Consider the following 26,704-nt stretch of genomic DNA (forward strand, 5'->3'; position numbering starts at 1 on the left):
CCGCTGCGCGCCCGAGCGGGAGCAAGCTCCCTCGCCACGAGGTGTGTTGCCGATCATTTGTTGCGTTCAAGCAATTCATGCGTGGTTTTCGATCAGGCGATCGGAGCCACCTTCAGCGACACGACGTTCCAGCAGGCGATCGGCACCGCCTTCAGCGACGCGGTTTTCGATCAGGCGATCGGAGCCACCTTCAGCGACACGACGTTCCAGCAGGCGATCGGCACCGCCTTCAGCGACGCGGTTTTCGATCAGGCGATCGGAGCCACCTTCGGCGACACGACGTTCCAGCAGGCGATCGGCACCGCCTTCAGCGACGCGGTTTTCGATCAGGCGATCAGAACCGCCTTCGGCGACGACGGGTTGGGACGAGGCGGCAAATACGTTGGCGGCCAGTACGGAGAAAGCGAGGCTGAGGATGATTTGGCGTTTCATGATGGTGTGCTCCGGGGTGCAGTGGTTTGTGTGGGGCCATTGTTGTCCCGGGCGATCATCAAGAGAACTTCATTGGCATGATGGTGAACATCGACGGCAGTGATAGCTCGTTGGCCCGCTACCGGTCAGCTTGATGGAACACGGATGGACTCGGGGGTTCTACCGGCTAACCCTTATGCAGGAGGTAGGTTCATGTATCAGTTATTCGGTTGCAGGCAATCCGGCTCTTCGGCGGTGGAGGTTGCCCTGTGTCTTTGTGAGGTGGCTTATCGGCGGGTCGATGCCTATTCGACGCAAGACAACGATGCGGCGAAAGCGCTCGAGGCACTCAATCCTCTGAAGCAGGTGCCGACCCTGCAGTTACCGGACGGCTCGGTGCTGACCGAAGCGGCGGCGATCCTGATTCACCTCGGGTTGACCTTCCCCGCATCGAAGCTGCTCCCGCAAGACCCGGCCCTGCGTGCGCAAGCCATACGGGGCCTGGTCTACATCGCGGCCAATTGCTACACGCCCATCGGCATTATCGATTTTCCGGAGCGCTGGCTGGACGACGCGGATGAAGCGACTCGGCAGCGCTTGGTATCCGGCACGCAGCAACGGCTGTATCGCAACTGGGCGTTGTTTGCCGACCAGTTCTCGGCCCGACCTTTTCTAGGCGGTGAGGAACCGGGGGCGCTGGATATCCTGGCGGCCGTGATCACGAAGTGGAGAAACACGCGGGAGGCGATGCTGAGCGCCCGTCCGGCGTTCTACGAATTGTTGGAACGCATCGACCGCCATCCACGCGTGGCGCCGGTGCTGTCGCTGCATTGGCCTTTGTAGGAGCTGCCGAGCGAAGCGAGGCTGCGATCTTTCCCCTGACGCTTGAGTCTCAAGCGAAAGATCAAAAGATCAAAAGATCGCAGCCTTCGGCAGCTCCTACAGGGTCAAGGACAGGCTTTGCGTGCAGCCGCCTGCTCAACCAGGTCGACAAATTGCCGGACATTCTGCTGGTGCGCCGTCACCAGGTCGTCGATGTTGGTTCCCGCCGGTGTCTGCAGGCTGCTGCGGCATGTGAGGGGGCGAGCGTCGCCGCCCAGGCTGCGCAGTCGCCATTGCACATCCATGCGGGCATAGCGGCCAGGGATCGAGTCAAAGCGTTGCACGTCTACCCGCAGCAATGATTTCGGTGCGCCGGGGTTGCTCAGTTGTTCGTCCAGGCTGCTGTGCAGTTCGTCGGCCAGGCTGGCGCCCCACCATTCGGTTTCCAGGATCGCCAACCCGCTGTTGCCCTGGCGAATGACCATCTGGGTGCGATCCACCTGGGGCGGAACGCTCACCTGTTCGATCTGGATGTCCACGCCGGAGCGCGACAGGCCCGCCGGCTGAGCGGGGCTCAAGGTGTGGTAGTGGATCGGATCGCTGCGGCAGGCGCCGAGCAGCAACGCCACGGCAACCAGGGTGAGTTTCAGCGTCAGTGGCATGGGGCGCGCTCCTGTGATCATTCTTTCACCGGCAATGTGAGGTTCTGCGCCGGTGCGTCCTTGGGACGGCCGCGAAGCAGCGATTCGGGATGGCGGCTCAGGTAGTCCGACAGCTCGCGCAGCGAGCGCGACATGCGCCCCAGGTCGTCCAGGGTCTGGGTCAGTTGTTCGCGCTGGGGTGAATCTTCGGCCAGGGTCGAGTTGGCCGATTGCAGGGTTTTGCTGACGTCCTGCAAGGTGTTTTGCACACTTGGCAGCGTCTTGCTATTGAATTGGGCCAGGCCTTTGCGCAGCTCCACCAGGTTGCCATTCAGGTTGCTGGCGACGCTTTCCAGCGGCAGTTTGTTGATTCGCTCGACCATCGCCTGCAATTGTTCCTGCAATTGTTGGAGGCTACCGGGAATGGTCGGTATGCGCACAGGCCGGGCGGTGGGGTCGAAGGCGACTTTTTCCGCCTTGGGGTAGAAATCCAGCGAGATGTACAACTGCCCGGTCAGCAGGTTGCCGCTGCGGGCCTGGGCACGCAGCCCCCGATCGACAAAGCTGCCCATCAGGCGGGCAGAGGCGGCTTCGTCCTCCGGGTCGTGATTGAGTGCCTTGAGCAGTTTCTCATGGGCCTTGCCCAGGCGCTGTGGGTAGATCACCACGCCGACGTTGACCGGAAAACTGCGCTGTTTCTCATCGAAATCCAGATTGATGGCCACCACCCTGCCAACTTCCACCCCCAGGAACTCCACCGGCGCACCGACGCGCAAGCCGCGCAGGGCCTGGTCGAACCGCAGGGCCAGGTATTGCGCCTTGCCATCGGGCGGGGCGAGGGCGCTCTGCTGGTCGGCAAACAGTTCGTAGGTCTTGTCCTCGCTGGCGGGGACGTCGTTGGGGCTGTACTCCGGCGCCCGAAACGCGATGCCGCCCAGCAGCAGGGCCGAGAGCGATTCGGTCTTGACCGCGAAACCGTTGGCACCGACGTTCACGTCCACGCCGCTGACGTTCCAGAACCGGGTGTTTTCGGTGACGTACACATCATTGGGCGCGTTGACGAACACGTCGATGTTGACGCCTTTGCCCTCGGCGTCCAGGGCGTAGGACACCACTTGGCCCACCGGGATCTTGCGCAGGTACACCGGCGAGCCGATGTCCAGCGAGCCGAGGTCCTGGGAGTGCAGGGTGAAGCGCTTGCCCGGTTCGCCATAGGTGATGGGGGGCGGGTTCTCCAGGCCGGTGAAGGACTTGGCGCGCACTTTCGACTGGCCGGCGTCGGCCCCGATGAAATCCCCGGACAGCAAGGTGTCGATCCCCGAGATACCGCCGGCCCCGATGCGCGGCCGAACCACCCAGAACACCGAGTCTTCGTGCGTGAAGGTGTCGGCTGTCTTGGCGAGCTTGACCGTGGCGGTGACGTTCTTCTGGTCGTGGCTCAGTTGCACGTCGGTGACCTGGCCGATGACCACGTTGCGATATTTCACCTGGGTCTTGTTGGCGGTCAGGCCCTGGCCGGTCTTGAAGGTGATGGTGATGGTCGGGCCTTCCTGCAGCCAGTTGTGGACCACCAGGGAAATGCCCACCAGCACCGCAATGATCGGCACGATCCATACCAGCGACACCGTCCAGCGGCGGGTGGTGACGTGGGCGCGGCCGGGTGCGGGGTGTTGCCCGTCAGTGGCTTGCGACTTCATCCATAACCTCCTCGGATGGTTGGGTATCCCAGATCAGCCGGGGGTCGAAGCTCATGGCCGACAGCATGGTGAACAGCACCACGAGGCCGAAGAACAGGATGCCCGGTCGTGGTTCGATGTCGCTCAATGCCTGGAACTTGACCAGGGCTGCCACCAGGGCCACCACCAGCACATCGAGCATCGACCAGTAGCCGATGACTTCCACCAGCCGGTACAGCTTCGCCCGCTGGACCTGGGCCCAGGTGCTGCGCCGTTGTGCGGTCACCAGCAGCAGGGTCAGCACCACGAACTTGATGCCGGGCACCGCGATGCTGGCGATGAAGATAATCAGGGCGATGTCCCAGGCGCCGCTTTGCCAGAACTCGATGACGCCGCTGATGATGGTGCTGTCGGCGCCTTCGCCGAGCATCTGGGTATTCATGACCGGCAGCAGGTTGGCCGGGATGTAGAACACCAGCGCGGCCAGCATGTAGGCCCAGGTACGGGTGATGGCATCGGGTTTGCGTCGATGCAAGGGGGCGTCGCAACGCGGGCAGGTTTCGGGCTCGTTGGTCATGTCGCAGGCCAGGCCGCAGCTGTGGCACAGGCACAGGTCCAGGTCGCGGGCCTCTGGCGGGGTGTCCAGCGGCTGGCCGTTCACAGGTTGTCCCAAAGGTCGCGGACATCGCGCCCGGCAATGCGGATCATCAGCAGGCTCAAGGCCGCCAGGGCGAACAGGCCGATGCCCGGGAGTACGTCCAGCAAGCCGGCGAGCTTGATCACCGCCACCAGCGCGCCCAGCAGGCACACTTCCAGCATGCTCCAGGGCCGCAGGGTTTCCAGGCTGCGCATGCACAGGTTGAACCCCGGTGCCCGCTGCTGGAGGTAGGCATGGCCCAGCACCCAGATCAGGAGCGCCAGTTGGAAGGCCGGCGCGATAATGATTGCCACCGCCGTCACCAGGGCGATGAAGGTGATCGGCCCATGGCTCAGCGCCACGATGGAATCCCATAACGTCGCGCTGTTGCTCAGGCCCTGGAGGCGGATGCTCATGATCGGGTAGATGTTGGCGAAGGCCCATAGCACCGCGGCCGTTACGCTCAAGGCCAGGCGCTGCTCGATGGTAAGGCCGTTGTGGCGCTGGATCACCGCGTGGCAGCGCACGCACGAGGCTTTCTGGTGCGCAGCGAGCATCGCCGGTTCGTACACCGCATCGCAATGTTCACAAATGATCAATCGGTCGGTGTCGGCCATCGGGATGCTCGCAGGAACAACCCCTTCAATATAGAAGTGCCTTGGGAATGAGCAACCCGACCGAATGGATCATTCCCCGCGAATGTATTGCTCCAGTTGTCTGATCAGATCGGCCTGTTCGGCGATGGCTTCCTTGACCAGGTCACCGATGGACAGCAGGCCGACCAGTTTGCCGTCCTCTACCACTGGCAAATGCCGCAGGTGTTTTTCGGTCATGATGCTCAGGCAGGTCTCGACGTTCTGGTGCGGGTCGATGGTGATCACGGGGGAGACCATGATGTCACTGACCTTCGTGCCCACCGATGAGCGCCCGCGCAAGACCATTTTGCGGGCATAGTCGCGCTCGCTGATGATCCCCAGCACTTCGTCGTTCTTCACCACCAGCAAGGCACCGACGTTTTTCTCGGCCATGCGCATCAGGGCCTGCAATACCATGTCGTCCGGTGAGATGGTGTGCACTTGCTGGTTCTTCTCGTCTTTTATCCGGAGCAACTGCGCGACGGTTTTCATGGGGGAGCCTCAGGTGTTGTTTTTGCTGGTTGTTAAAGCATCGTAGACCCAACGGCGCAGAGCAAGCGGTAAAGCGGCGGCCAGTCGTCCAAAAGCGTCATTGCCCGGAAATTCTCCTTCGATGTGATGTCATCCACCTTTGTGGCGAGGGGCGTCTCTCTGTGGGAGCAATCCTGTGGGAGCAAAGCTTGCTCGCGATGAACGATGACGCGGTCTAGCAGTTGAACCGCATCGCGGGCAAGCCTTGCTCCCACAAAAGCCTTGCCCCCACAAGGGAATAAATCCCCTCGCCACAGGGTAGAATCGTCGCCTACGTAGAATTCGAGGTTGCAGCGGTGGATTTACAGCAGGGCTTCGTCCTGACCCGGCATTGGCGCGATACCCCGGCCGGCACCGAAGTCGAGTTCTGGCTGGCGACCGACGCCGGTCCCCGGCGCGTGCGCCTGCCCGTGCAAACGTCGGTGGCCTTTGTGCCGCAGATCCAGCGCGGCCAGCTCGAAGCCTTGCTGCAAGGGGAGAAGGAGGTAGAACTACGCCCCCTGGACCTGCTGGATTTCGAGCATCGTCCGGTGCTGGGGCTGTATTGCCAGCAACACGCCCAACTGATGCGCCTGGACAGCACCTTGCGCCGCGCCGGTGTGGAGGTGTTCGAGGCGGACATTCGGCCGCCGGAGCGCTACCTGATGGAGCGCTTCATCACCGCCCCGGTCTGGTTTGGCGGTACACCGGCCGCCGATGGCCTGCTGGTCGATGCCCAGATGAAACCGGCGCCCGAATACCGTCCACCATTGCGCCTGGTGTCCCTGGACATCGAAACCACCGCCCAGGGCGAATTGTATTCCATCGCCCTGGAGGGCTGCGGCGAGCGCCAGGTCTACATGCTCGGGCCGCCCAATGGCGACGATACCGGCGTGGATTTCCAGCTGGAATACTGCGAATCGCGCACGGTCTTGCTGAAAAAACTCAACGACTGGCTCGCCCATTTCGACCCTGACGCGATCATTGGTTGGAACCTGGTGCAGTTCGACCTGCGGGTGCTGCATGAACACGCCCGGCGCCTGGCCGTGCCGTTGCGCCTGGGGCGTGGTGGCGAAGAGATGCAATGGCGCGAGCACGGCGCGCGCAAGAATCACTTCTTCGCCTCGGCCGCTGGCCGGTTGATCATCGACGGTATCGAGTCGCTGCGTTCGGCGACCTGGAGTTTCCCCTCGTTCAGCCTGGAAAACGTTGCCCAGACGCTCTTGGGGGAGGGCAAGTCCATCGATAACCCGTACCAGCGCATGGACGAGATCAATCGCATGTTCGCCGAGGACAAGCCGGCCCTGGCCCGCTACAACCTCAAGGACTGTGAACTGGTGACGCGGATCTTCGCCAAGACCGAACTGCTCACGTTTCTCTTGGAACGGGCCAGCGTCACCGGCCTGCCGGCGGACCGCAGCGGGGGTTCGGTGGCGGCCTTCACGCACCTGTACATGCCGCTGATGCATCGCCAAGGGTTTGTTGCGCCCAACCTGGGCCAGCGCCCGCCCGAGGCCAGCCCGGGTGGGTTTGTCATGGATTCCCAGCCGGGGCTCTACGAGTCGGTGCTGGTGCTGGACTACAAGAGCCTGTATCCATCGATCATCCGCACCTTCCTGATTGATCCGGTGGGCTTGATCGAAGGGCTGCGCCACCCGGATGACCAGGAGTCGGTGCCAGGCTTTCGCGGGGCGCGCTTCTCCCGTACTCGACATTGCCTGCCGGCCATCGTGGCGCGGATCTCCGAAGGCCGGGAGATCGCCAAGCGCGAGCACAATGCGCCGCTGTCCCAAGCGTTGAAAATCATCATGAACGCCTTTTATGGCGTGCTCGGTTCCAGTGGCTGCCGTTTCTTCGACACGCGCCTGGCCTCGTCCATCACCCTGCGTGGTCACCAGATCATGCAGCACACCCGCCAGTTGATCGAAGCCCAGGGGCATGTGGTGATCTATGGCGATACCGATTCCACGTTCGTCTGGCTGCGCCGGGCCCATGGCCAGGAGGAAGCGGCCAGGATCGGTCGCGAGTTGGTGGCGCACGTCAACCAATGGTGGCGTGGGCAGGTGCGTGATGAGTTCGGGCTGGAAAGTGCGCTGGAGCTGCAGTTCGAAACGCATTTCAAGCGTTTTCTGATGCCGACCATCCGCGGCGCCGAGGAGGGCAGCAAGAAACGCTACGCCGGGCTGGTGACACGTGCCGATGGGAGCGACGAAATTGTCTACAAAGGCCTGGAAACCGTGCGCACCGACTGGTCGCCGCTGGCCCGGCAATTCCAGCAGGAGCTGTACGGGCGGATCTTCCACCGCAAGCCCTATCAGGATTATGTGCGCGATTATGTGCAGCAGACCCTGTCCGGTGCGTTCGATGAACGGTTGGTCTACCGCAAGCGTCTGCGCCGGCCGCTGGAAGACTATGAGCGCAACGTCCCACCCCATGTGCGGGCGGCGCGGTTGGCCGATGAGTTCAACCAGCGCCAGGGCCGCCCGCGGCAATACCAGAATGGTGGCTGGATCAGCTACGTCATCACCGTCGCCGGCCCCGAACCGTTGGAAATCCGCAGCGCGTCAATCGATTACGACCACTACGTGAGCAAACAGCTACAGCCAGTGGCGGATGCGATCCTGCCGTTTGTGGATGATGATTTTTCGACGTTGGTGGGCGGGCAGATGGGGTTGTTCTGAGGTTCTCCAGTATTCAGACCAAGCCCGTGGTCAGGGTTTTATCCCCTGTGGGAGCAAGGCTTGCCCGCGATGCGGGCGCCCCGTTTTCCCAGGACACCGTGTCGTCTTCATCGCGGGCAAGCCTTGCTCCCACAGATAAACTCCGTCGCCACAGATCAGCGTGAATCTTTGGATGGGGGTTAGACCATCGCCAAGCGCTGCTTGCCCTGGGGCTGGGGAAATATCAGGTCGAGGGCGGCCAGGTCCTGCGGTTCCAGCTTGAGGTTGGCCGCTTCGGCATTCAAACGCACATGCTCAGGTTTCACGGCCTTGGGAATGGCAATCACATTGTCCTGGCGCAGCAGCCAGGCCAGTGCGATCTGCGCCGGTGTGGCGCGATGGCGTTCGGCGATCTGTCCCAGGGTGTGATCCTTGAGCAGGTGCCCGCCCTGGCCGACCGGGCAGTAAGCCATGACGGGCATGGACTGGCGCTGGCACCAAGGTAGCAGGTCGAATTCGATGCCACGTTCCTGCAGGTTGTACAGCACCTGGTTGGTCGCGCAGGCCGGCGCGGCCAGCTCTTCAAGGTCCGCCACATCGAAGTTCGACACGCCCCAACGGCCGATCTTGCCTTCTTCGCGCAGACGCTCGAAGGCTTCGACGGTTTCGGCCAGCGGGTACTGCCCGCGCCAGTGCAGCAGGTAAAGGTCGATGTAATCGGTGTCGAGCCGGCGCAAACTGCGTTCACAGGCCAGGGGAATACCTTTGCGACTGGCGTTGTGGGGATAGACCTTGCTCACCAGGAAAACCTGGTCGCGCAGGCCGGTGATCGCTTCGCCAACGACGGTCTCGGCACCGCCTTCGGCATACATTTCTGCCGTGTCGATCAGGGTCATGCCCAATTCGATTCCCAACCGCAGGGCGGCCACTTCTTTCTTGTGATCAGACGGTTCCTCACCCATGCGCCAGGTGCCCTGGCCAATGACCGGTACGGACACACCCGCCAATTCCAGCGTCCTCATGCCTTTCTCCTGTTGTGCTGATCGATAATCCAATGGACAGCAGGATAGTCGTAGGAGCTGGCGAAGGCTCGGGCCGCGTTCGGACGATCTTTTGATCTTTCGCTCCAGACTCAATTGCCTGGGAAAAGATCGCAGCCTCGCTTCGCTCGTCAGCTCCTACGGGGGTTGCGCAGCTTTTCTATTTTGCGGAGAACTTCAACACCATGGTCTGGGTGTAGGTCTGGCCCGGATCAAGCCGCGTCGAGGGGAAGTTCGGCTGGTTGGGCGAGTCAGGGTAATGCTGGGTTTCCAGGGTGAACGCGCCCCAATGCGGATAGACCTTGCCTTGCTTGCCCTTGACGGTGCCGTCGAGGAAGTTGCTGGTATAGAACTGCACGCCAGGCTCGGTGGTGTAGAGCTGTAGGCGTCGTCCGGAGTCTGTGTCATACACTTCGGCGGCCAGTTTGTTCACGTCGCCTTTGGCGTCCAGCGCCCAGTTGAAATCGAAGCCACCTTGTTTCGGTTCGGCGAATTTGAGTTGTGGGTGATCGGCCTTGATGTGGGTGCCGATGGCGGTGGGTTGGGTGAAGTCCATCGGCGTACCGGCCACGGGGGCCAGTTCGCCGGTGGGAATGAGCTTGCCGGTGACCGGTGTGTAATGGGCCGCGTGCAGGGTCGCGAGCTGCTCGAGTATGTCGCCGTTGCCTGCGCCGGCCAGGTTGAAATAGCTGTGGTTGGTCAGGTTCAGCACCGTGGGCTTGTCGGTGGTGGCCTTGTACTCGATCCGCAACTCGTTCTGTTCGTTGAGGCTGTAGGTGACGTCGGTCTTCAGCGCACCGGGAAAGCCCATCTCGCCATCGGGTGACAGGTAGGTCAGGGTGACGCCCACCGAGTCCTTGGCATTATGGGGCTGGGCCTTCCAGACACGCTTGTCGAACCCTTGCGGCCCGCCGTGCAGGGAGTTGCCATGGTCGTTCTGCGGCACTTGGTAACGCTTGCCGTCCAGCTCGAAGGCGCCGTCGGCCAGGCGATTGCCGAAGCGGCCGATGGTCGCGCCGAAATACACGCTGCCGTTCTTCTGGTAACCCTGCACGTCGTCGAAACCGAGCACGATGTCGGCGACCTTGCCGTTTTTGTCCGGCACGCTCAGCGATTGCAGGATGCCACCATAGGTGATGACCGTGGCCTCCATGCCGTGGCTGTTGCGCAGCACGAATTTCTCCACCGCCGTGCCGTCGTCGGTCTTGCCGAACGCACCGCGTTCGTTGGTCAGGCCGGCAGCCTGGGAAGCCGAGGTGGCGATCATCAGGGACACTCCGAGGGCCGTGAGCAGTTGTCTGGATTCAAGCATGGTATGACCTTCCTTCCTGTTGTTTTGTTGTTGTTTTGAACGCGGGGCGAGTCCGTTACTGGTCGGACAGCGCTGAAGGTTTTTCTGGTTAGTAGTCTTTCTATTTGATGGGTGAGAAGGGATTTATAGCCATAAATAGAGATTTATCAATTAAAAAGTAAGACTAATTAGGCTGCGGAGGCGTTGCGATAGATTGAGGTTTTCTTCCAACACTGCACTTTTGCGTTTTTTGCTGCTCTATCCATGGGCCTGGAAGCGGCGACCCCCATCGCTTCCCCATGCCCAGACCGAGACTCGATGGCCGGTGTTTTTTACTCTGTGACGAGATTGCGCCGCTGCTGCCTGGCGTTGTTGGTTGGTGTGTCGATGCTGTTCAGCGGCGGCTGTAGCCATCAGCAGGGGCAGGACATGGTCACGCAGTTCAGCAACGCCAGGCCCCAGGAGTTCTTGCAGACCAGCGTCGACCGCATGGCCACGTTGTCGATGCACGACAACCTGCAAAGCCTCTATCTGCTGATGAACAAGCTGTACCTGCGCAACCCCGAGGAACTGCGCAAGTCCGGCTTTCTCGACGCCCGCACTGCGGAAAAACAGGTGCGCATGGCCATCGAGCAGCAACAGCCCTTGCCGACCCTGGGTGGCAAGAAGGACCTGGCGGCCCTGAGCTATGCCATGAGCCCGGAATTTCTCGGCGATCGGGTCGGGGCGTTCATCTATGCCATCGGCAGCATGCTGGTCACCGCGCACGGCAATCGCCTCGAGTTCTACATGACCGACACCATCGACCCGCGTTTTGTCAGCAACGCGGCGCGCAATATCGAAAAAGCCACCTGGCTGCTGAGCCAGCGGCAGAACAAGGACGGTAAGCTGTTGCTGTTTTCCAATGAGATTTCGGAGGAGGGCAGCAACCTGAGTTTTGCCGTGGAGTTTGGAAAAATCGTCGCCCGATTGGACCTGCTGACCCAGATGCTCGATGAGCGCTACCGGCGGATCGGCTTGAATTATGCCCAGAGCCTGCTGTTCCTCAACTTCTTGCCGGTTCAGTGAAGTGATGGAAAAGGAATAAAGATAGATCACATCGATATAGGGGGTTATAAGAAAAATCGCTATGCTCGCGGCCAGATTTTTCACGCGGTCGTGCTGAGACGGGTTTAATGGATTTCGGTAATGTCGGTTTAGTCGTTGCAGGCCTGGTGGTCGGCTTCATCGTTGGGATGACCGGCGTCGGCGGGGGTTCGCTGATGACCCCGATCCTGTTGTGGTTTGGTATCAACCCGGCGACGGCGGTAGGTACAGACCTGCTGTACGCGGCCATTACCAAGTCTGGTGGTGTGCTGGTTCATGCAAAAAATCGCAACATCGACTGGGCGATCACCGGCTGGCTGACGTTGGGCAGCGTGCCGGCGGTCGGCTTGACGCTGTGGTTCCTCAGCAGCCTGCACAGCTCCCCCGACGCCATGAACGCGGTGATCAAGCAAGCCTTGGGCTTTGTGTTGTTCGCCACCGCCCTGGCGATCCTGTTCAAGAAGCGCCTGCTTCAATTCGCCCATGACCGCGCTGGCGGCCACTACAACCCCTCCGGTGTCCGCCTCAATGTGCTGACGGTCATCACTGGCCTCGTGCTGGGTACGATGGTCGCGTTGACCTCGATCGGCGCTGGCGCCCTGGGTACTGTCGCGCTGTTCATCCTCTACCCGTTCCTGGTCACCAAGCGCCTGGTGGGCACCGAGATCGCCCACGCCGTGCCGCTGACCCTGGTGGCGGGCCTGGGCCATGCGAGCATGGGCAACATGGATTGGCACATCCTGGGCTTCCTGCTGATCGGTTCGCTGCCGGGGATCTACCTGGGCAGTCATTTGTCGGGACGCATCTCCGACGAACTGCTGCGTCCGTGCCTGGCGGTGATGCTGGCGATGATCGGGTTCAAGCTGGCGTTCTAGAACGGGTCACCTCAAGTCCAATAATGTGGGAGCGAGCTTGCGCGCGATAACGGTGTGTCAGTCGACTCGATGTTGGCCGTCATGACGCTATCGCGAGCAAGCTCGCTCCCACAATCGTCTCTCCCGACTTCGGCGCTCTCCTTGCGGTTGCGCAATGAACCCCCTCGCCTAAGCTTCAAGTCAGGCCGGCGCAGTATTGGGTGACGCACGCGGAACAATCGCCGCCCTGTGTACTCAGTACAGCGTAAATATCAAAAGGAGAGGCGCATGCTCATTCGGTCGTTGACCTTCGCTACCTTGCTGGCCATTGCCGGCCCTCTGTTCGCTGCCGATGGCGATTCCCCCCTGTTGGCGGACGCAGGCAGGTCACGTCCCCTTGTGGTTATCGCGCCCAGTACGGTCGACCCTACCTGGGTGAGCCTGAAAAAGGCCTTGGATGAGCCGGCAGGCAAGCAGGGCTTTTCCGAGCGCAACATGGTGCTCTATACCGTGCTCAATACCATTGGGCAGCGCGATGGCAAGGACCTGGACCCGCAAAGCACCATGGCGCTGATTCGCTCGCTCAAGCTGGGAGCCGGTGCGCAGACCAAGATCATCCTGGTGGGCAAGGACGGGGAAAAGAAGCTTGAGCATTCCGGGGCGATCGAATTGAAAGACCTCTTCGATGCCGTCGATAAACTGCCTGCGGCAGAAAAAGAAGCGACACCTCCAGCCCCACCACCCGCGCCAGAGCCTGCACCGGCCAAGGATGCGAAAGGCACCAAGCCTGGCAAGGCCGCCAAGCCGGCGGCGCCGCCGAAGCCGCTGGATGATTGATCCCCAATAGCGCCGAGGCCCCTTTGTGGCGAGGGGATTTATCCCCGCTGGGCTGCGCAGCAGCCCCCCTAAGCCGTCAACTCAATATGCCTGACATATCGAGTTGCCAGAATGTTAGGGCCGCTTCGCGCCCCAGCGGGGATAAATCCCCTCGCCACAGGGGGACTCGTCGTCCTTTATTGAGCATCCAACGCCATCAGGATCCGATGCGCCGCTTTCACCCGTTCTTCGATCGGGTAGTTTCTGTTCGCCAGCATGACGATCCCCATGTCCTTTCCGGGCACGAACGCCGCGTACGCGCCGAAACCGTTGGTGGATCCTGTCTTGTTGATCCAGGCGCCGTCCGGCGCAGGGCGGGGCGGGTTGAGCGCTTCGGCTTTTTGTGGGGTCAGGGCCATCTGCGGTGTGTTGCCCGCGAGCAGGTCATCCAAGGTGAACGGAGCGGGGTAGAACTCCCAGCCCAGCCCCTGATTCATCCCGTCAACCTTGTAGAAACCTGTATGCGTCGTGGCAATCGCTTGCTTCAGATCCGCGTCCAGTTTTTCAGGTCGCAGGTTGGCCTCGAGGAAATGCATCAGGTCCGATGAGCTGGTTTTCACCCCATAAGCCTCGGAATCCAGGGCACCTGGCCCGACCCGGACGGGCTTGCCGTCTTTGGCATAGCCTTGGGCGTATCGGCCCAACTGATCCTGCGGCACCCGCACATAGCTGTGCTTGAGCCCCAGTCCTGGCATCAGCGTGCGTTCCATCACCTCGTCAAACGGCCGCCCCAGGCTGCGGGCTGCCAGATAGCCGTACAGGCCGATGCTCGGGTTTGAATAGAGCCGTTGGGTGCCGACCGGGTAGAGCGGCTTCCAGGTTGTGTAATAACCAAACATCCGGTCCGGATGGTCCGCCTCGTCGGGAAACTGCAGCGGCAGGCCACCGGCGGTATAGGTGGCGAGATTGAGCAGGCTGATGCCCTCGAAGGCGCTGCCGCGCAGCTCGGGGGCGAAGCGACTGGCCGGGTCGGCCAGGGACAGCTTGCCCAGGGCCTGTGCATAGGCGCCGAGGGTGGCGGTGAAGGTCTTGCTGACGGAGCCGATTTCGAAGAGGGTCTGGTCGGTGACCGGCTTTTTCGTGTCCTTGGAGGCCACGCCGTAGTTGAAGTAATGGCGTTGACCGTTGTAGGTGACCGCCACGGCCATGCCGGCGATGTCCTGTTGCTTCATCAACGGTTGGATGACGGCATTGACTGTGTCTTCAATGCGCTCCTGGGCAAAGCCTGCGGGCGTCCCGCAGACCAGGAAAAAAGTCCCGGCGAGTATCGATCTGGCAATTTGCATGGTGCAGCGTTCTCGTTGGCCTTCCTAGAGGGGGGCAATCTAGGGCGTTTTTGGCTGCCCGGCAATCCGAGGCTATCGGGCCGAGGCATGTTTCTGAGTGGTCTGACAGGGCTGCGGGAGCCTTCCCACAAAACGGCCCGGTTTCCCGGCGCGACCGGACCTCAAGCCAAACCACACAAAGCGGCAGCCGCCGGGTAAACTTGCGCTCTTTCTAAAGGAGTTCATATGAGTTACTACCAGCCCGGCATTCTCGCCACCCCTGTTCCGCCTCAGGCCCGTCATATGTTTTTTGCCTTGGAATCGGTCGAGGCGTTGCCGGCTGCGGTAGATAGACTCCGGTTGCTGCTCGATGGCCGGGCCGTGGTCGGCTTTGGCGAATCGCTGGTCCAGGCGCTGGGGGCCCAGGTCGAAGGCCTGCGGGCCTTTCCTGCCTTGACCGGAGTGGGCGTGGACAACCCGTCGACCCAACACGCGCTGTGGTGCTGGTTGCACGGCGAAGACCGCGGCGAGCTGATGCACCGCAGTCGCGCCATCGAGGCGGCGCTGGCCCCGGCGCTGCGCCTGGTGCAGATGAACGAAACCTTCCGCCACATGACCGGCCATGACCTGACCGGCTACGAAGACGGCACCGAAAACCCTCACGACGAAGCGGCCATCGCCGCCGCCCTGGCCCAGGGCGCCGATGGGGTGCGCGGTGGCAGTTTCGCCGCGATCCAGCAATGGCAGCACGATCTGGACGGCTTCGCGGCGATGCAACCCCATGAGCGCGACAACATCATGGGCCGCCGCCTGAGCGACAACGAAGAACTCGACGACGCGCCGGAGTCGGCCCACGTCAAGCGCACCGCCCAGGAAAGCTTCGCCCCGGAGGCGTTCGTGGTCCGTCGCTCCATGCCGTGGATCGAAGGCGACCGTGCGGGGCTGATGTTCCTGGCGTTCGGTTTCTCCCTCGATGCCTTCGAGGCACAACTGCGCCGCATGAGTGGCCTGGAAGACGGCATCACCGATGGCCTGTATCGCATGAGCCGGCCGATCACCGGCGGCTATTACTGGTGCCCGCCGCTGCTGGATGGACGCCTGGATCTGCGCGCCCTGGCCCGGTAAGCGCAGCGGTTTTTGCAAAGCGTGACGTGAACGCTATTCTTGGCAGCGCACGTCTATCCGTGGAATGGGGGAAGCAAACGTGGATAAAGTCATCGTCATTACCGGTGGCGGCCGCGGAATTGGGGCGGCCACGGCGCTGTTGGCTGCCGAGCTGGGTTATCGGATCTGCATCAATTACCAGTCCGACGAAAGTGCCGCGCAGGAGGTGCTCGAACAGGTCCGGGCCAAGGGCGCGCAGGCGATTGCCGTGCGGGCCGACGTGAGCATCGAAGACGAAGTGATCGGCCTGTTCGACCGGGTGGATGCCGAGCTGGGCCGTGTCACCGCCCTGGTGAACAACGCCGGCACGGTCGCGCAGAAATCCCGGCTCGATGAAATGTCCGAATTCCGCATTCTCAAGATCATGAAGACCAACGTGCTAGGGCCGATTCTTTGCGCCAAGCACGCGGTGCTGCGCATGTCGCCCAGGCATGGCGGGCAGGGTGGCAGCATCGTCAACGTCTCGTCGGTGGCCGCGCGCCTGGGGTCGCCGGGGGAGTACGTCGACTACGCGGCCTCCAAGGGCGCGCTGGACACCTTCACCATCGGCTTGTCCAAGGAAGTGGCCGGCGAAGGCATTCGCGTCAACGCGGTGCGCCCCGGCTATATCTACACCGATTTCCATGCCCTGAGTGGCGACCCGGACCGGGTCAGCAAGCTGGAATCTGCGATCCCCATGGCCCGGGGCGGGCGTCCGGATGAAGTGGCCGAAGCGATTATCTGGCTGCTGTCGGACAAGGCTTCGTATGCGACCGGGACGTTTGTGGACCTGGGGGGCGGGCGCTGAGTCCTGGGGTGTCTGTTTTGGCCCTATCGCGAGCAAGCTTTGCTCCCACAGGGGGCAGCGTTCCAATGTGGGAGCAAAGCTTGCTCGCGATGGCGGCCCGACAGGCACTCCAATATCAAAACGATCGAATAATCCGCCCCAACGTCTCCATGGCCTTTTCCGAGGCCTCGGTCCACGGGCTGCCATAGTTCAAGCGGATGCAATTCCTGAAACGCCGGGTCGGTGAAAAGATCGGTCCCGGCGCGATGCTGATGCCCTGGGCCAAGGCCATCTGGAACAATTTCAGTGAATCCATCTGCTCCGGCAACTCCAGCCACAGGAAGTAGCCCCCCGCTGGCTGGCTGACTCGGGTCTGGGCCGGGAAATAGCGGGCGATGGCGGCGAGCATCGCGCTTTGCTGTTCTTCCAGGGCGTAGCGCAGTTTGCGCAGGTGACGGTCGTAACCGCCGTGTTGCAGGTAGTCGGCGATGGCAGCCTGGGCCGGCATCGAGGCGCATAGCGAGGTCATGAGCTTGAGCCGTTCGATCTTCTGCGCGTAGCGCCCGGCGGCAACCCAGCCGATGCGATAACCCGGTGCCAGGCTCTTGGCGAACGAACCGCAATGCATCACCAGCCCTTCGGTGTCGAACGCCTTGGCGGGCTTGGGGGCCTGCTGGCCGTAATAGAGTTCGGCGTACACGTCGTCCTCGATCAGCGGCACCTGATGACGGCGCAGCAACTCGACCAGCGCCTGTTTGCGCTCCTCGGGCATGGTCGCGCCCATGGGGTTCTGGAAGCTGGTCATGCACCAGCAGGCCTTGATCGGATGGCGCTCCAGTGTCTGCGCCAGCACGTCCAGGTCGATGCCGTCGCGCGGGTGGACGGGAATTTCCACGGCCTTGAGCTTCAGGCGCTCCAACACTTGCAGGCTGGCGTAGAACGCTGGCGCTTCGATCGCCACCAGGTCGCCGGGCTCGGTCACGGCTTGCAGGCACAGGTTCAAGGCTTCCAGGGCGCCGTTGGTGACCAGCAGTTCCTCCATGGGCAGCATCAACCCGCCGACCATGTAGCGCAGGGCGATCTGTCGGCGCAAGTGTGGATTGCCCGGCGACATGTCCGTGACCACCATTCGCGGGTCCATGTCCCGTGTTGCGCTGGACAGCGAACGGGACAGCCGTTGCAGTGGGAACAGCGTCGGGCTGGGGAATGCCGAGCCGAACGGTACGGTGGCCGGGTCCTTGATCGAGTTGAGGACCGAAAATACCAACTCACTGACGTCGACTTCGGTGGACTCGTGCACCTGGCTGCTGATCGCAGGCTCCGAAAACGGGCTCGGCGCGTGGGTGTTGACGAAGTAGCCGGAGCGCGGCCGGGCCCGGATCATGCCGCGTCGTTCCAGCAGGTAGTAGGCCTGGAACACGGTGGACGGGCTGACACCGTAGGTCTGGCTGGCGTAGCGTACCGACGGCACGCGCTGACCTGGCCCCAGCATGCCCGAGCGGATCAGTTCGGCGATGTCGTCGGCAAATTTCTCGTAGCGTTTCATGGTGGGGCCCAGTAGTGGATAACGCGTGGTTTGCGTTTCTTAAACTGTGGGAGCGAGCGTGTGGGAGCAAAGCTTGCTCGCGATACAGGCGACACAAATCAACAGTAAGGTCGTGTCATCGTTCTTCGCGAGCAAGCTTTGCTCCCACAGGCTTGCCCTCACAGGCTCGCTCCCACAGGTGCCCGGCATCTTACGGGTTCAACGATTCATCGGTGCGACAAAACGGCTCTTGGCGATGCTGTAGATGCCCGGCTCGTCACTGTCGGCGACCTTGAACGTCATTTCCTGGGAGCCTTTATCAGGCCGTTCGCTGAGCATCGCCACCGACACCGGCACATCGACGATTTCCCCCGGGGCCAGGCTCAGTTGGGTCTTGCCTTGCAGGATGAAGCCGTCGCCGTCCACCAGGGACAGTTGGTAATCCTGGCGCTGTTGGGTCTTGTTGATGATTTTCAGGCTGTAGATGTTCTCGATCTGGCCTGCGCTGTTTTCGCGGAACAGGCCACGGTCCTTGCTGACATCCAGCGACACCATGGGCCGTTGCATCAGCGCCACGACCAGCGCGCCGATCATCACCAGCAGCACGGCGCTATAGCCGATCAGCCGAGGCCTGAGCAGGTGAGTCTTGCCGCCCTGCAACTGATGTTCGGAGGTGTATTTGATCAGGCCGCGGGCGTAACCCATCTTGTCCATGATCGAGTCGCAGGCATCGATGCAGGCCGCGCAGCCGATGCATTCCATCTGCAGGCCGTCGCGGATGTCGATGCCGGTGGGACAGACCTGCACGCACATCTGGCAGTCGATGCAGTCGCCCAGGCCAATATTGGCCGGGTTTGCCTCGCGTTTGCGTGGGCCGCGGATCTCACCACGGGCCGCATCGTAGGAAATGGTCAGTGTGTCCTTGTCGAACATCACGCTCTGAAAGCGTGCATAGGGGCACATATGCATGCACACCGCTTCACGCAGCCAGCCGGCGTTGAGGTAGGTGGCTGCGGTAAAGAAAAGCACCCAGAACAGGCTCACGCCGGCCATTTGCAGGGTCAGCAGTTCCTCGGCCAATGGGCGGATCGGCGTGAAGTACCCCACGAACGTCAGGCCGGTGAGCAGGCTGATGGCCAGCCACAAGGTGTGCTTGGCTGAGCGGCGCAAGAGTTTGTTCAGGCCCCAGGGCGCGGCCTGCAGCTTGATCCGCTGGTTGCGTTCGCCTTCGGTGATTTTCTCGCACCACATGAAGATCCAGGTCCAGGAACTCTGCGGGCAGGTGTAGCCGCACCACACGCGACCGGCAAACACGGTGATCGCAAACAGGCCGAAGGCGGCGATGATCAGCAAGGCCGACAGCAGGATGAAATCCTGGGGCCAGAAGGTCGCGCCAAAGATGTGGAACTTGCTTTCGGAAAGGTCCCAGAGCACCGCCTGGCGACCGCCCCAGTTCAACCACACCGTGCCGAAGAACAGCAGGAACAGAACCCCCGCACCGCTGATACGCAAGGTGCGAAACAAGCCGGTGAAACTGCGGGTGTGGATCAGGTTGTCGGTGCTCCTGGCCTTTATCTTCGTTGGCGCAGGTTCGAACGTCTGTATCAACTGGACGGGGATTCTATCGCTCATGGTCGGTCGCTCATCAGCCTCTATCTGGCCGGCGCACTATGACCATGGAACTGTTTGCATAACAGACTCAGGTGTTTCGATAAAAACCGGATCAGATGCCGCGAAACCCAGGCCCTGCGACACTTTGATGCACCCGAGGACGAGCGAACATACCGTTGAGGCCAGGGGGCAGTGGGAGCAAAGCTTGCTCGCGATACAGGCACCTCGGTTCAAGAGGTCTCGTGTTGTTTTCATCGCGAGCAAGCTTTGCTCCCACCGATTGAAGACCTCGCAGAGGCTTCAAGCGGTTCAGATCGCCGAGCCGCTTTCGCTGGCCTTCAGGTGCTTGCGCCCGTCGACCGCGCCGGCCACGGTCAGTGCATCGGCCTCGGCCTCGGTGATGTAGACCCGGTCGCCATTGAGCTCCACGACTGACATGGCCTTGTCCGGGTCGGTGATGATGGTCAGCTCGCTGGCGGGGCGCTGTTCGGTGCCGTTGGGGGTTTCGAAATGGCAGGTCTGGTTGTCATCGATACGGACAGTCATGGTGTTCCTCCTTCTGGGGTCATGAACGTTAGGTCTCGCGAACAAGCCAGGGTTCGTGGCGGCTGATCAGCGGTCAGGCGCACCTCTGGCGTCGCCTGCGGTCCATCGTTTATCGACTGAACAAGAGGACGGTCCATGGACGCCTGGTGGCATGAAGTCTGGGTAACCCTGCAGGCGGAATTCGCCGACATCACCGATGCCCAGCAGATGACCCGGGTCACGGTGCGCCTGCTCATGGCCGCGCTGCTGGGCGGCATCCTGGGTTTCGAGCGCGAACACAAGGGCAAGGCTGCCGGCGTGCGAACCCACATGCTCGTGGCCCTGGGGGCGGCGCTGTTCGTCTTGGTGCCACAGATGTCCGGGGCCCAGGCCGACGCGATGAGCCGGGTGATACAAGGCGTGGTCGCTGGCATCGGTTTTCTCGGCGCCGGCACCATCCTGAAAAACACCGACGGCGACGAAGGTCACGTCAAGGGCCTGACCACCGCTGCCGGCCTCTGGATGACTGCCGCCATTGGCGTCGCCGCCGGGTTGGGCCGGGAGGCGACGGCGGTGCTCAGTACGGTGCTGGCGCTGGCGATCTTCAGTGTGATGCCGGTGATCGTCCGGGCGTTGGAGAAGGGCGACAAGCCGTGACACCGCTATAAGCCTGCAAACACAACCTGTGGGAGCGGGCTTGCTCGCGAAAGCGGTGTGTCAGTCAATGAAAATATTGCTTGTCACGCCGCCTTCGCGAGCAAGCCCGCTCCCACAGGTTTTTCGTCATCCAGTTTCTTTATTACTACGCTTGATTCAAACCCGCTCCGGCGGCGCCTCGCTCGGCGGGTCACCCAGCGGCGGTTGTGGGTCCAGCGGCGGGTCCTTCTCTGGAATCGGTTCCGGATCAGGGCCGGGCGGGGGCAAGGTGGGGTCGTCGATGTTCGGATCGGGTGTTTCGGCCGGGATGGGAATATTCATCAGGACGGGTCTCCGTGACGCACATGGCTTGAGTCGTGCTTATTGTTGTTGACCACCTTGCGCCGGCTTTGATCCCCGGATGCATCGGGGTAAATACCTCTGAACTTTTAGCCGTTGATTCGGTTCGGAGTTTAAGTGAGTTTTTTCAGGGACCCGTTGGGCCTTTACCGCCACAAGCGCGTCCATGGGGCGTAAAAGGAGCGATGCTCGATGACTGCCGAACACCCGACTGAACTGGCCTGCAACCCGCATTTACCGCTGTCCCAAGCCTTGCTGTTGCCGCGTATCGCGATTGAAAACACCATGCCGGTGATCGACGCTGGGCAATTCGCCGCCAAGGCCGTGGCTGGGCAGGACGTGACAGTGACCAGCAAAGTCTTCGCCGATGGTCATGACAAGCTGGCCGTGCGCATTCGCTGGCGTGCGCTGCAGGATGAAGTGTGGAACAGCGAGGTCATGAGTGACCTGGGCAACAACGGCTGGCAGGGCCAGTTCAACGTGCCGGAACAAGGCCGCTATGTGTTTTGTATCGAGGCCTGGATCGATCAGTTCGCCAGTTTTCGCTACGAGCTGGAAAAGAAATTCGGGGCAGGGGTGCCGATCAGCCTGGAATTGCAGGAAGGGCGCAACCAAGTGCAAATGGCCGTCGAGCGCAGCACCGGTGAGCTGAGCGAGCAACTGGCGGCCTTGCACCATGAGCTCTCCGGCCTGTTGCCGACCGAGCAGGTGGCGCTGTTCCTGGCACCGCGCAGTGCCGATCTGATGTCCCGGGCCGATCATCGCCCATACTTGAGCATCAGCCCAGAGTATCCGCTGGATGTGGAGCGCAAGCTGGCCGAGTTTGCCAGCTGGTATGAGCTGTTTCCCCGCTCGATCACCGACGATCCCCAACGCCACGGCACTTTCAACGACGTGCATTCGCGCCTGGCGATGATCCAGGACATGGGCTTCGACGTGCTGTACTTCCCGCCGATCCATCCCATCGGTCGCAGTTTCCGCAAAGGCCCGAACAATTCCCTCACCGCCGGTCCCGACGACCCGGGCAGCCCGTATGCCATTGGCAGCGAGGAGGGCGGGCACGAGGCCATTCACCCGCAATTGGGCAGCCGCGAGGACTTCCGGCGCCTGGTGGCGGCGGCCGCTGACCACGGCCTGGAGATTGCCCTGGACTTCGCGATCCAGTGTTCCCAGGATCACCCCTGGCTCAAGCAGCATCCGGGCTGGTTCAGCTGGCGGCCGGACGGCACGATCAAATATGCGGAAAACCCGCCGAAGAAATACCAGGACATCGTCAACGTTGATTTCTATGCGGCCGATGCGATTCCCAGCCTGTGGGTGGAGCTGCGGGACATCGTGGTGGGCTGGGTCAAGGAAGGCGTGAAGATATTCCGCGTCGACAACCCTCACACCAAACCACTGCCGTTCTGGCAATGGCTGATCGCCGATGTGCGGGCGCACTACCCTGAAGTGATCTTCCTGGCTGAAGCGTTCACCACGCCGGCGATGATGGCGCGGCTGGGCAAGGTTGGTTACTCCCAGAGCTACACCTATTTCACCTGGCGCAACACCAAGGCTGAACTGGCGACCTACTTCAGCGAACTCAATGAATCGCCGTGGCGTGAATGCTACCGACCGAATTTTTTCGTCAACACGCCAGACATCAACCCGGCCTTTCTCCATGAATCGGGGCGTGCCGGCTTTTTGATCCGTGCGGCCCTGGCAACCATGGGCTCGGGCCTGTGGGGCATGTATTCGGGTTTCGAACTGTGCGAATCGGCACCGGTGCCGGGCAAGGAGGAATACCTCGATTCGGAGAAATACGAGATCCGCCCCCGGGACTTCACCGCGCCGGGCAACATCGTTGCCGAGATCGCCCAGCTCAACCGCATCCGCCGGCAGAACCCCGCGCTGCATACCCACCTGGGCCTGAAAATCTACAACGCCTGGAACGACAACATTCTCTATTTCGGCAAGCGCACCGCCGACGGCAGCAATTTCATCCTGGTGGCGGTGAGCCTTGATCCGCACAACCCGCAGGAAGCCAGTTTCGAGTTGCCGCTCTGGGAGATGGGCCTGCCCGACGACGCCCAGACCCAGGGCGAGGATCTGATGAACGGACATCGCTGGAGCTGGTACGGCAAGCACCAGTTCATGCGGATTGACCCGGCATACCAGCCGTTCGGGATTTGGCGGATCAGCGTGGCGTGATGCTGTGGGAGCAAGGCTTGCCCGCGATGAAGAGAACGCGGCCTCCCTGAGGAGTCGAGGTGCCTGCATCGCGAGCAAGCTTTGCTCCCACTAAAGCGCAGGCCTCGCAACACAACAAGACCTCACAAGCCTGTATCCCGCGGCTTTATTGAATTCATCAGGAGTTGCAAATGGCGAAGAAACCCCGGTCTGCCACCTTCATCAAAGATCCGCTCTGGTACAAGGACGCGGTGATTTACCAGGTCCACGTAAAATCCTATTTCGACTCCAATAACGACGGGATCGGTGACTTTCCCGGCCTGATCGAAAAGCTCGACTACATCGCCGACCTGGGCGTCAACACCATCTGGCTGCTGCCGTTCTATCCTTCGCCCCGGCGTGACGACGGTTATGACATTGCCGAATACCGCGGCGTCAGCGCCGACTACGGCACCATGGCCGATGCGCGGCGGTTCATTGCCGAAGCCCACAAGCGCAACCTGCGGGTGATCACCGAGCTGGTCATCAACCACACCTCGGACCAGCACCCCTGGTTCCAACGCGCGCGCAAGGCCAAGCCGGGTTCGAAGGCGCGGGACTTCTACGTCTGGTCCGATGACGACCACAAGTACGACGGCACGCGAATCATCTTCCTCGACACCGAGAAGTCCAACTGGACCTGGGACCCGGTGGCGGGCCAGTACTTCTGGCACCGCTTCTACTCCCACCAGCCCGACCTCAACTTCGATAACCCGCAGGTCATCAAGGCCGTGTTGTCGGTGATGCGCTACTGGCTCGACATGGGCATCGACGGCCTGCGCCTGGACGCCATCCCGTACCTCATCGAGCGCGACGGCACCAACAACGAAAACCTGCCCGAGACCCATGATGTCCTGAAGCTGATCCGCGCCGAGATCGATGCCAACTACCCCGACCGCATGTTGCTGGCCGAAGCCAACCAGTGGCCGGAAGACACCCAGTTGTACTTCGGCGATGTCGACGCCCAAGGGATGAACGGTGACGAATGCCACATGGCCTTCCACTTCCCGCTGATGCCGCGCATGTACATGGCGCTGGCCCAGGAAGATCGCTTCCCTATCACCGACATCCTGCGCCAGACCCCGGAGATCCCCGCCAATTGCCAGTGGGCGATTTTCCTGCGCAACCACGATGAGTTGACCCTGGAGATGGTCACCGACAAGGAGCGTGACTACCTGTGGAACTACTACGCCGCCGACCGTCGGGCGCGCATCAACCTGGGTATTCGTCGGCGCCTGGCGCCGTTGGTGGAGCGCGACCGTCGTCGCGTCGAGCTTCTCAACAGCCTGCTGCTGTCGATGCCCGGCACGCCGACGCTGTACTACGGCGATGAAATCGGCATGGGCGACAACATCTACCTGGGCGACCGCGATGGCGTGCGTACGCCGATGCAATGGTCCATCGACCGCAACGGCGGCTTCTCCCGCGCCGACCCGGCCAGCCTGGTGCTGCCGCCGATCATGGACCCGCAATACGGCTACCAATCGGTCAACGTCGAGACCCAGGCCGGTGACCCGCACTCGCTGCTCAACTGGACCCGACGCATGCTGGCGGTGCGCAAGCAGTCCAAGGCCTTCGGCCGTGGCACGTTGAAGATGCTCTCGCCGAGCAATCGCCGGATCCTGGCCTATACCCGCGAATACACCGGCCCCGACGGCAAGCACGAAATCATCCTCTGCGTGGCCAACGTGTCCCGCAGCGCCCAGGCCGCCGAACTGGATCTGTCGACCTACGCCGGCATGGTCCCGGTGGAGATGCTCGGCGGTAACGCTTTCCCACCCATCGGCCAGTTGAACTTCCTGCTGACCCTGGCGCCGTATGGCTTCTATTGGTTCGCCCTGGCAACCGAGAACCAGATGCCGAGCTGGCACGTGGAACCGGCCCAGAGCTTGCCGGACTTCACCACCCTGGTGCTGAAAAAACGCCTGGAAGAATTACTCGAAGCGCCATCGCGCACCACGCTGGAGCAAACCATTCTGCCGAGCTGGCTGCAGAACCGCCGCTGGTTCGCCGGCAAGGACAGTGCGATCGAGAAGGTCGAGATTGTCTATGGCGTGCGCTTTGGTGACCCGCAGCACCCGGTGCTGCTCAGTGAAATCGATGTCACCAGTGGCGGCCAGACCCTGCGTTATCAACTGCCGTTCGGCCTGCTCGCCGAAGACCAGGTGGGTGCGGCGTTACCGCAGCAACTGGCGTTGTCGCGGGTACGTCGGGTGCGTCAGGTGGGCCTGATCACCGATGCATTCAGCCTGGAAAGCTTCGTGCGCGCCGTGCTGCACAGCATGCAGGCCGCCACGGTGCTGCCGTTCGCCGAAGGTGAGTTGCGCTTCGAACCCACCGAAGGCCTGGCCGCGCTGAACCTGGGAGACGAACCAGAGGTGCGTTACCTGTCCGCCGAACAGTCCAACAGTTCGGTGGTGGTGGGCAGCAGCCTGGTGCTCAAGTTGATTCGCAAGGTCGCCTCGGGTGTCCACCCGGAACTGGAAATGAGCGCCTACCTGACCGCTGCCGGTTTCAGCAATATTTCACCGCTGTTGGGTTCGGTGGTTCGCCGCGACGCCCAGGGTGAAGATGCGCTGCTGATGATCGCCCAGGGCTATTTGAGCAATCAGGGCGATGCCTGGGAATGGACCCAGAACAACCTCGAACGCGCCCTGCGCGATGAGCTGGCGGACGCAGTCTCCGAACAGGAGCAGCATTACAACGCCCTGGGCGAACTGAAGGATTTCGCCGGCATGCTCGGCCAGCGCCTGGGGGAAATGCACCAGGTATTGGCCCAGGCTACCGACGATCCGGACTTCGCGCCGCAGGCCACCAACGCCAAGCAAGCCCAGGCCATCGGCAAGGACGTGGTCGCCCAAGTGGAAAACGCCTTGCGCCTGCTCAAGCAGAACCAGGGCCAATTGAACCCCGCGGACCAAGCCATGGTCGCACGCTTGCTGGAGCACAAGAAAACCGTCCTGGCCCATGTCCAGGCACTGGCCGGCAAGGCTGAAGGAGGCTTGCGCATTCGCGTCCATGGCGACCTGCACCTGGGGCAGGTGCTGGTGATCAAGGGCGACGCCTACCTGATCGACTTCGAAGGTGAGCCGGCGCGACCATTGCATGAACGACGGGGCAAGCACAGCCCCTATAAGGACGTCAGTGGCGTGCTGCGTTCCTTCGATTATGCGGCAGCCATGGCGATTCACTTGCACACCGTCGACAGCACGGCCGATGCCGATGCGGCGCGGCAACGGGTCGCCGATCGTTATCTGAAAGAGGCTCGCCAGGCATTTGTCGAGGCATATCGGCTGGCGGCAGCTAGTCTTGCCCATGAGTGGAAGGATGCTGAAGGCGAAGACGCCGCGCTGGCGTTGTTCGGCCTGGAGAAGGCGGCCTATGAAGTGGCCTATGAAGCCGAGAATCGCCCCACCTGGCTGCCCGTGCCGTTGCACGGTCTGGTCGGGTTATTGAGTGGGCTGCAACCCTTTTCCGACGTAGCCGGACCGATTTAGTGGAGAGA

22 protein-coding genes and 1 pseudogene are annotated in these 26,704 nt (G+C 61.9%); 10 read left to right on the plus strand and 13 right to left on the minus strand.

The window, feature by feature from the left end:
• Window positions 1-84: 84 nt before the first annotated feature.
• Window positions 85-432 (minus strand): annotated as a pseudogene (locus B0E42_RS09690) (phage infection protein); the annotation flags it as partial.
• A 192-nt stretch (window positions 433-624) separates the two neighbouring features.
• Here B0E42_RS09690 and B0E42_RS09695 point away from each other — a divergent pair.
• Window positions 625-1,254: a glutathione S-transferase family protein gene (locus B0E42_RS09695; RefSeq protein ID WP_077506283.1), complete on the plus strand. Its 630-nt coding sequence runs from the start codon at window positions 625-627 to the stop codon at window positions 1,252-1,254.
• A gap of 104 nt (window positions 1,255-1,358) precedes the next feature.
• On the opposite strand, the gene B0E42_RS09700 is transcribed toward B0E42_RS09695, so the two are convergent.
• The 5 genes from B0E42_RS09700 to B0E42_RS09720 all read right to left on the minus strand — a co-directional run bounded on the left by B0E42_RS09700 (window position 1,359) and on the right by B0E42_RS09720 (window position 5,314).
• The gene (locus B0E42_RS09700; protein ID WP_018611445.1) at window positions 1,359-1,895 is read right to left on the minus strand and encodes a membrane integrity-associated transporter subunit PqiC; all 537 of its coding nucleotides are present in this window, start codon (window positions 1,893-1,895) and stop codon (window positions 1,359-1,361) included.
• A 17-nt stretch (window positions 1,896-1,912) separates the two neighbouring features.
• A complete protein-coding gene (locus B0E42_RS09705) occupies window positions 1,913-3,571 on the minus strand; it encodes an intermembrane transport protein PqiB (RefSeq protein ID WP_018611439.1) in 1,659 nt (552 codons plus the stop codon).
• A complete protein-coding gene (locus B0E42_RS09710) occupies window positions 3,552-4,196 on the minus strand; it encodes a paraquat-inducible protein A (protein WP_168188508.1) in 645 nt (214 codons plus the stop codon). The genes B0E42_RS09705 and B0E42_RS09710 overlap by 20 nt, the downstream gene beginning before the upstream one ends.
• An 11-nt stretch (window positions 4,197-4,207) precedes the next feature.
• Entirely contained in the window at window positions 4,208-4,804 is a 597-nt protein-coding gene (locus B0E42_RS09715) for a paraquat-inducible protein A (protein WP_077506285.1), read from the minus strand.
• A 69-nt stretch (window positions 4,805-4,873) separates the two neighbouring features.
• Entirely contained in the window at window positions 4,874-5,314 is a 441-nt protein-coding gene (locus B0E42_RS09720; protein WP_018611433.1) for a CBS domain-containing protein, read from the minus strand.
• A 335-nt stretch (window positions 5,315-5,649) separates the two neighbouring features.
• Between B0E42_RS09720 and B0E42_RS09725 the strand changes: the two genes are divergently transcribed.
• Window positions 5,650-8,013: a DNA polymerase II gene (locus B0E42_RS09725; protein WP_077506286.1), complete on the plus strand. Its 2,364-nt coding sequence runs from the start codon at window positions 5,650-5,652 to the stop codon at window positions 8,011-8,013.
• Window positions 8,014-8,192: 179 nt separating this feature from the next.
• Here the strand turns inward: B0E42_RS09725 and B0E42_RS09730 are convergent, their stop codons facing one another.
• Window positions 8,193-9,014, minus strand: coding sequence for an aldo/keto reductase (locus B0E42_RS09730; protein ID WP_053178745.1), 822 nt, complete (start codon window positions 9,012-9,014; stop codon window positions 8,193-8,195).
• A gap of 178 nt (window positions 9,015-9,192) precedes the next feature.
• On the minus strand, window positions 9,193-10,344 hold the full coding sequence (locus B0E42_RS09735) for an aldose epimerase family protein (protein ID WP_024619236.1): 1,152 nt from the start codon (window positions 10,342-10,344) through the stop codon (window positions 9,193-9,195).
• Between the two features lie 297 nt (window positions 10,345-10,641).
• On the opposite strand from B0E42_RS09735, the gene B0E42_RS09740 reads away from it, so the two are divergent.
• The 3 genes from B0E42_RS09740 to B0E42_RS09750 all read left to right on the plus strand — a co-directional run bounded on the left by B0E42_RS09740 (window position 10,642) and on the right by B0E42_RS09750 (window position 13,100).
• Window positions 10,642-11,391: a hypothetical protein gene (locus B0E42_RS09740; RefSeq protein ID WP_003200082.1), complete on the plus strand. Its 750-nt coding sequence runs from the start codon at window positions 10,642-10,644 to the stop codon at window positions 11,389-11,391.
• A 107-nt stretch (window positions 11,392-11,498) separates the two neighbouring features.
• On the plus strand, window positions 11,499-12,284 hold the full coding sequence (locus B0E42_RS09745; protein ID WP_014339233.1) for a sulfite exporter TauE/SafE family protein: 786 nt from the start codon (window positions 11,499-11,501) through the stop codon (window positions 12,282-12,284).
• 267 nt (window positions 12,285-12,551) lie between these two features.
• Window positions 12,552-13,100, plus strand: coding sequence for a DUF4174 domain-containing protein (locus B0E42_RS09750; RefSeq protein ID WP_024619238.1), 549 nt, complete (start codon window positions 12,552-12,554; stop codon window positions 13,098-13,100).
• Between the two features lie 176 nt (window positions 13,101-13,276).
• On the opposite strand, the gene ampC is transcribed toward B0E42_RS09750, so the two are convergent.
• A complete protein-coding gene (ampC, locus tag B0E42_RS09755; protein ID WP_077506287.1) occupies window positions 13,277-14,425 on the minus strand; it encodes a class C beta-lactamase in 1,149 nt (382 codons plus the stop codon).
• Window positions 14,426-14,650: 225 nt separating this feature from the next.
• On the opposite strand from ampC, the gene B0E42_RS09760 reads away from it, so the two are divergent.
• Entirely contained in the window at window positions 14,651-15,529 is an 879-nt protein-coding gene (locus B0E42_RS09760; RefSeq protein ID WP_053178749.1) for a Dyp-type peroxidase, read from the plus strand.
• A gap of 79 nt (window positions 15,530-15,608) precedes the next feature.
• Window positions 15,609-16,355 carry an SDR family oxidoreductase gene (locus B0E42_RS09765; protein WP_024619240.1) on the plus strand — a complete coding sequence of 249 codons (747 nt, stop codon included), beginning with the start codon at window positions 15,609-15,611 and terminating at the stop codon, window positions 16,353-16,355.
• A gap of 115 nt (window positions 16,356-16,470) precedes the next feature.
• Here the strand turns inward: B0E42_RS09765 and mapR are convergent, their stop codons facing one another.
• The 3 genes from mapR to B0E42_RS09780 all read right to left on the minus strand — a co-directional run bounded on the left by mapR (window position 16,471) and on the right by B0E42_RS09780 (window position 20,016).
• Window positions 16,471-17,880, minus strand: coding sequence for a GntR family transcriptional regulator MpaR (gene mapR / locus B0E42_RS09770; protein WP_053178752.1), 1,410 nt, complete (start codon window positions 17,878-17,880; stop codon window positions 16,471-16,473).
• A gap of 198 nt (window positions 17,881-18,078) precedes the next feature.
• The gene (ccoG, locus tag B0E42_RS09775; protein WP_053178753.1) at window positions 18,079-19,491 is read right to left on the minus strand and encodes a cytochrome c oxidase accessory protein CcoG; all 1,413 of its coding nucleotides are present in this window, start codon (window positions 19,489-19,491) and stop codon (window positions 18,079-18,081) included.
• Window positions 19,492-19,779: 288 nt separating this feature from the next.
• Complete coding sequence (locus tag B0E42_RS09780; protein ID WP_053178755.1) at window positions 19,780-20,016, minus strand: DUF3203 family protein; 237 nt, start codon at window positions 20,014-20,016, stop codon at window positions 19,780-19,782.
• A gap of 135 nt (window positions 20,017-20,151) precedes the next feature.
• Between B0E42_RS09780 and B0E42_RS09785 the strand changes: the two genes are divergently transcribed.
• Window positions 20,152-20,652 carry an MgtC/SapB family protein gene (locus B0E42_RS09785; protein ID WP_053178757.1) on the plus strand — a complete coding sequence of 167 codons (501 nt, stop codon included), beginning with the start codon at window positions 20,152-20,154 and terminating at the stop codon, window positions 20,650-20,652.
• A 156-nt stretch (window positions 20,653-20,808) separates the two neighbouring features.
• Here the strand turns inward: B0E42_RS09785 and B0E42_RS31070 are convergent, their stop codons facing one another.
• A complete protein-coding gene (locus B0E42_RS31070; protein WP_013692690.1) occupies window positions 20,809-20,973 on the minus strand; it encodes a hypothetical protein in 165 nt (54 codons plus the stop codon).
• Between the two features lie 210 nt (window positions 20,974-21,183).
• Here B0E42_RS31070 and B0E42_RS09790 point away from each other — a divergent pair, with 210 nt between their 5' ends.
• Window positions 21,184-23,181 carry an alpha-1,4-glucan--maltose-1-phosphate maltosyltransferase gene (locus tag B0E42_RS09790; RefSeq protein WP_053178759.1) on the plus strand — a complete coding sequence of 666 codons (1,998 nt, stop codon included), beginning with the start codon at window positions 21,184-21,186 and terminating at the stop codon, window positions 23,179-23,181.
• Window positions 23,182-23,351: 170 nt separating this feature from the next.
• Window positions 23,352-26,696, plus strand: coding sequence for a maltose alpha-D-glucosyltransferase (gene treS / locus B0E42_RS09795; RefSeq protein WP_053178761.1), 3,345 nt, complete (start codon window positions 23,352-23,354; stop codon window positions 26,694-26,696).
• Window positions 26,697-26,704: the final 8 nt, after the last annotated feature.

It is taken from the genome of Pseudomonas sp. A25(2017), assembly GCF_002001065.1.
In the GTDB taxonomy this organism is placed as follows: Bacteria; Pseudomonadota; Gammaproteobacteria; order Pseudomonadales; family Pseudomonadaceae; genus Aquipseudomonas; species Aquipseudomonas kilonensis.

Coding starts and splice junctions, on each gene's coding strand:
- B0E42_RS09695 (WP_077506283.1), top strand. CDS start 625: ATGTATCAGTTATTCGGTTGCAGGCAATCCGGCTCTTCGGCGGTGGAG.
- B0E42_RS09700 (WP_018611445.1), bottom strand. CDS start 1,895: ATGCCACTGACGCTGAAACTCACCCTGGTTGCCGTGGCGTTGCTGCTC.
- B0E42_RS09705 (WP_018611439.1), bottom strand. CDS start 3,571: ATGAAGTCGCAAGCCACTGACGGGCAACACCCCGCACCCGGCCGCGCC.
- B0E42_RS09715 (WP_077506285.1), bottom strand. CDS start 4,804: ATGGCCGACACCGACCGATTGATCATTTGTGAACATTGCGATGCGGTG.
- B0E42_RS09720 (WP_018611433.1), bottom strand. CDS start 5,314: ATGAAAACCGTCGCGCAGTTGCTCCGGATAAAAGACGAGAAGAACCAG.
- B0E42_RS09730 (WP_053178745.1), bottom strand. CDS start 9,014: ATGAGGACGCTGGAATTGGCGGGTGTGTCCGTACCGGTCATTGGCCAG.
- B0E42_RS09735 (WP_024619236.1), bottom strand. CDS start 10,344: ATGCTTGAATCCAGACAACTGCTCACGGCCCTCGGAGTGTCCCTGATG.
- B0E42_RS09740 (WP_003200082.1), top strand. CDS start 10,642: ATGGCCGGTGTTTTTTACTCTGTGACGAGATTGCGCCGCTGCTGCCTG.
- B0E42_RS09745 (WP_014339233.1), top strand. CDS start 11,499: ATGGATTTCGGTAATGTCGGTTTAGTCGTTGCAGGCCTGGTGGTCGGC.
- B0E42_RS09750 (WP_024619238.1), top strand. CDS start 12,552: ATGCTCATTCGGTCGTTGACCTTCGCTACCTTGCTGGCCATTGCCGGC.
- ampC (WP_077506287.1), bottom strand. CDS start 14,425: ATGCAAATTGCCAGATCGATACTCGCCGGGACTTTTTTCCTGGTCTGC.
- B0E42_RS09760 (WP_053178749.1), top strand. CDS start 14,651: ATGAGTTACTACCAGCCCGGCATTCTCGCCACCCCTGTTCCGCCTCAG.
- mapR (WP_053178752.1), bottom strand. CDS start 17,880: ATGAAACGCTACGAGAAATTTGCCGACGACATCGCCGAACTGATCCGC.
- ccoG (WP_053178753.1), bottom strand. CDS start 19,491: ATGAGCGATAGAATCCCCGTCCAGTTGATACAGACGTTCGAACCTGCG.
- B0E42_RS09780 (WP_053178755.1), bottom strand. CDS start 20,016: ATGACTGTCCGTATCGATGACAACCAGACCTGCCATTTCGAAACCCCC.
- B0E42_RS09785 (WP_053178757.1), top strand. CDS start 20,152: ATGGACGCCTGGTGGCATGAAGTCTGGGTAACCCTGCAGGCGGAATTC.
- B0E42_RS31070 (WP_013692690.1), bottom strand. CDS start 20,973: ATGAATATTCCCATCCCGGCCGAAACACCCGATCCGAACATCGACGAC.
- B0E42_RS09790 (WP_053178759.1), top strand. CDS start 21,184: ATGACTGCCGAACACCCGACTGAACTGGCCTGCAACCCGCATTTACCG.
- treS (WP_053178761.1), top strand. CDS start 23,352: ATGGCGAAGAAACCCCGGTCTGCCACCTTCATCAAAGATCCGCTCTGG.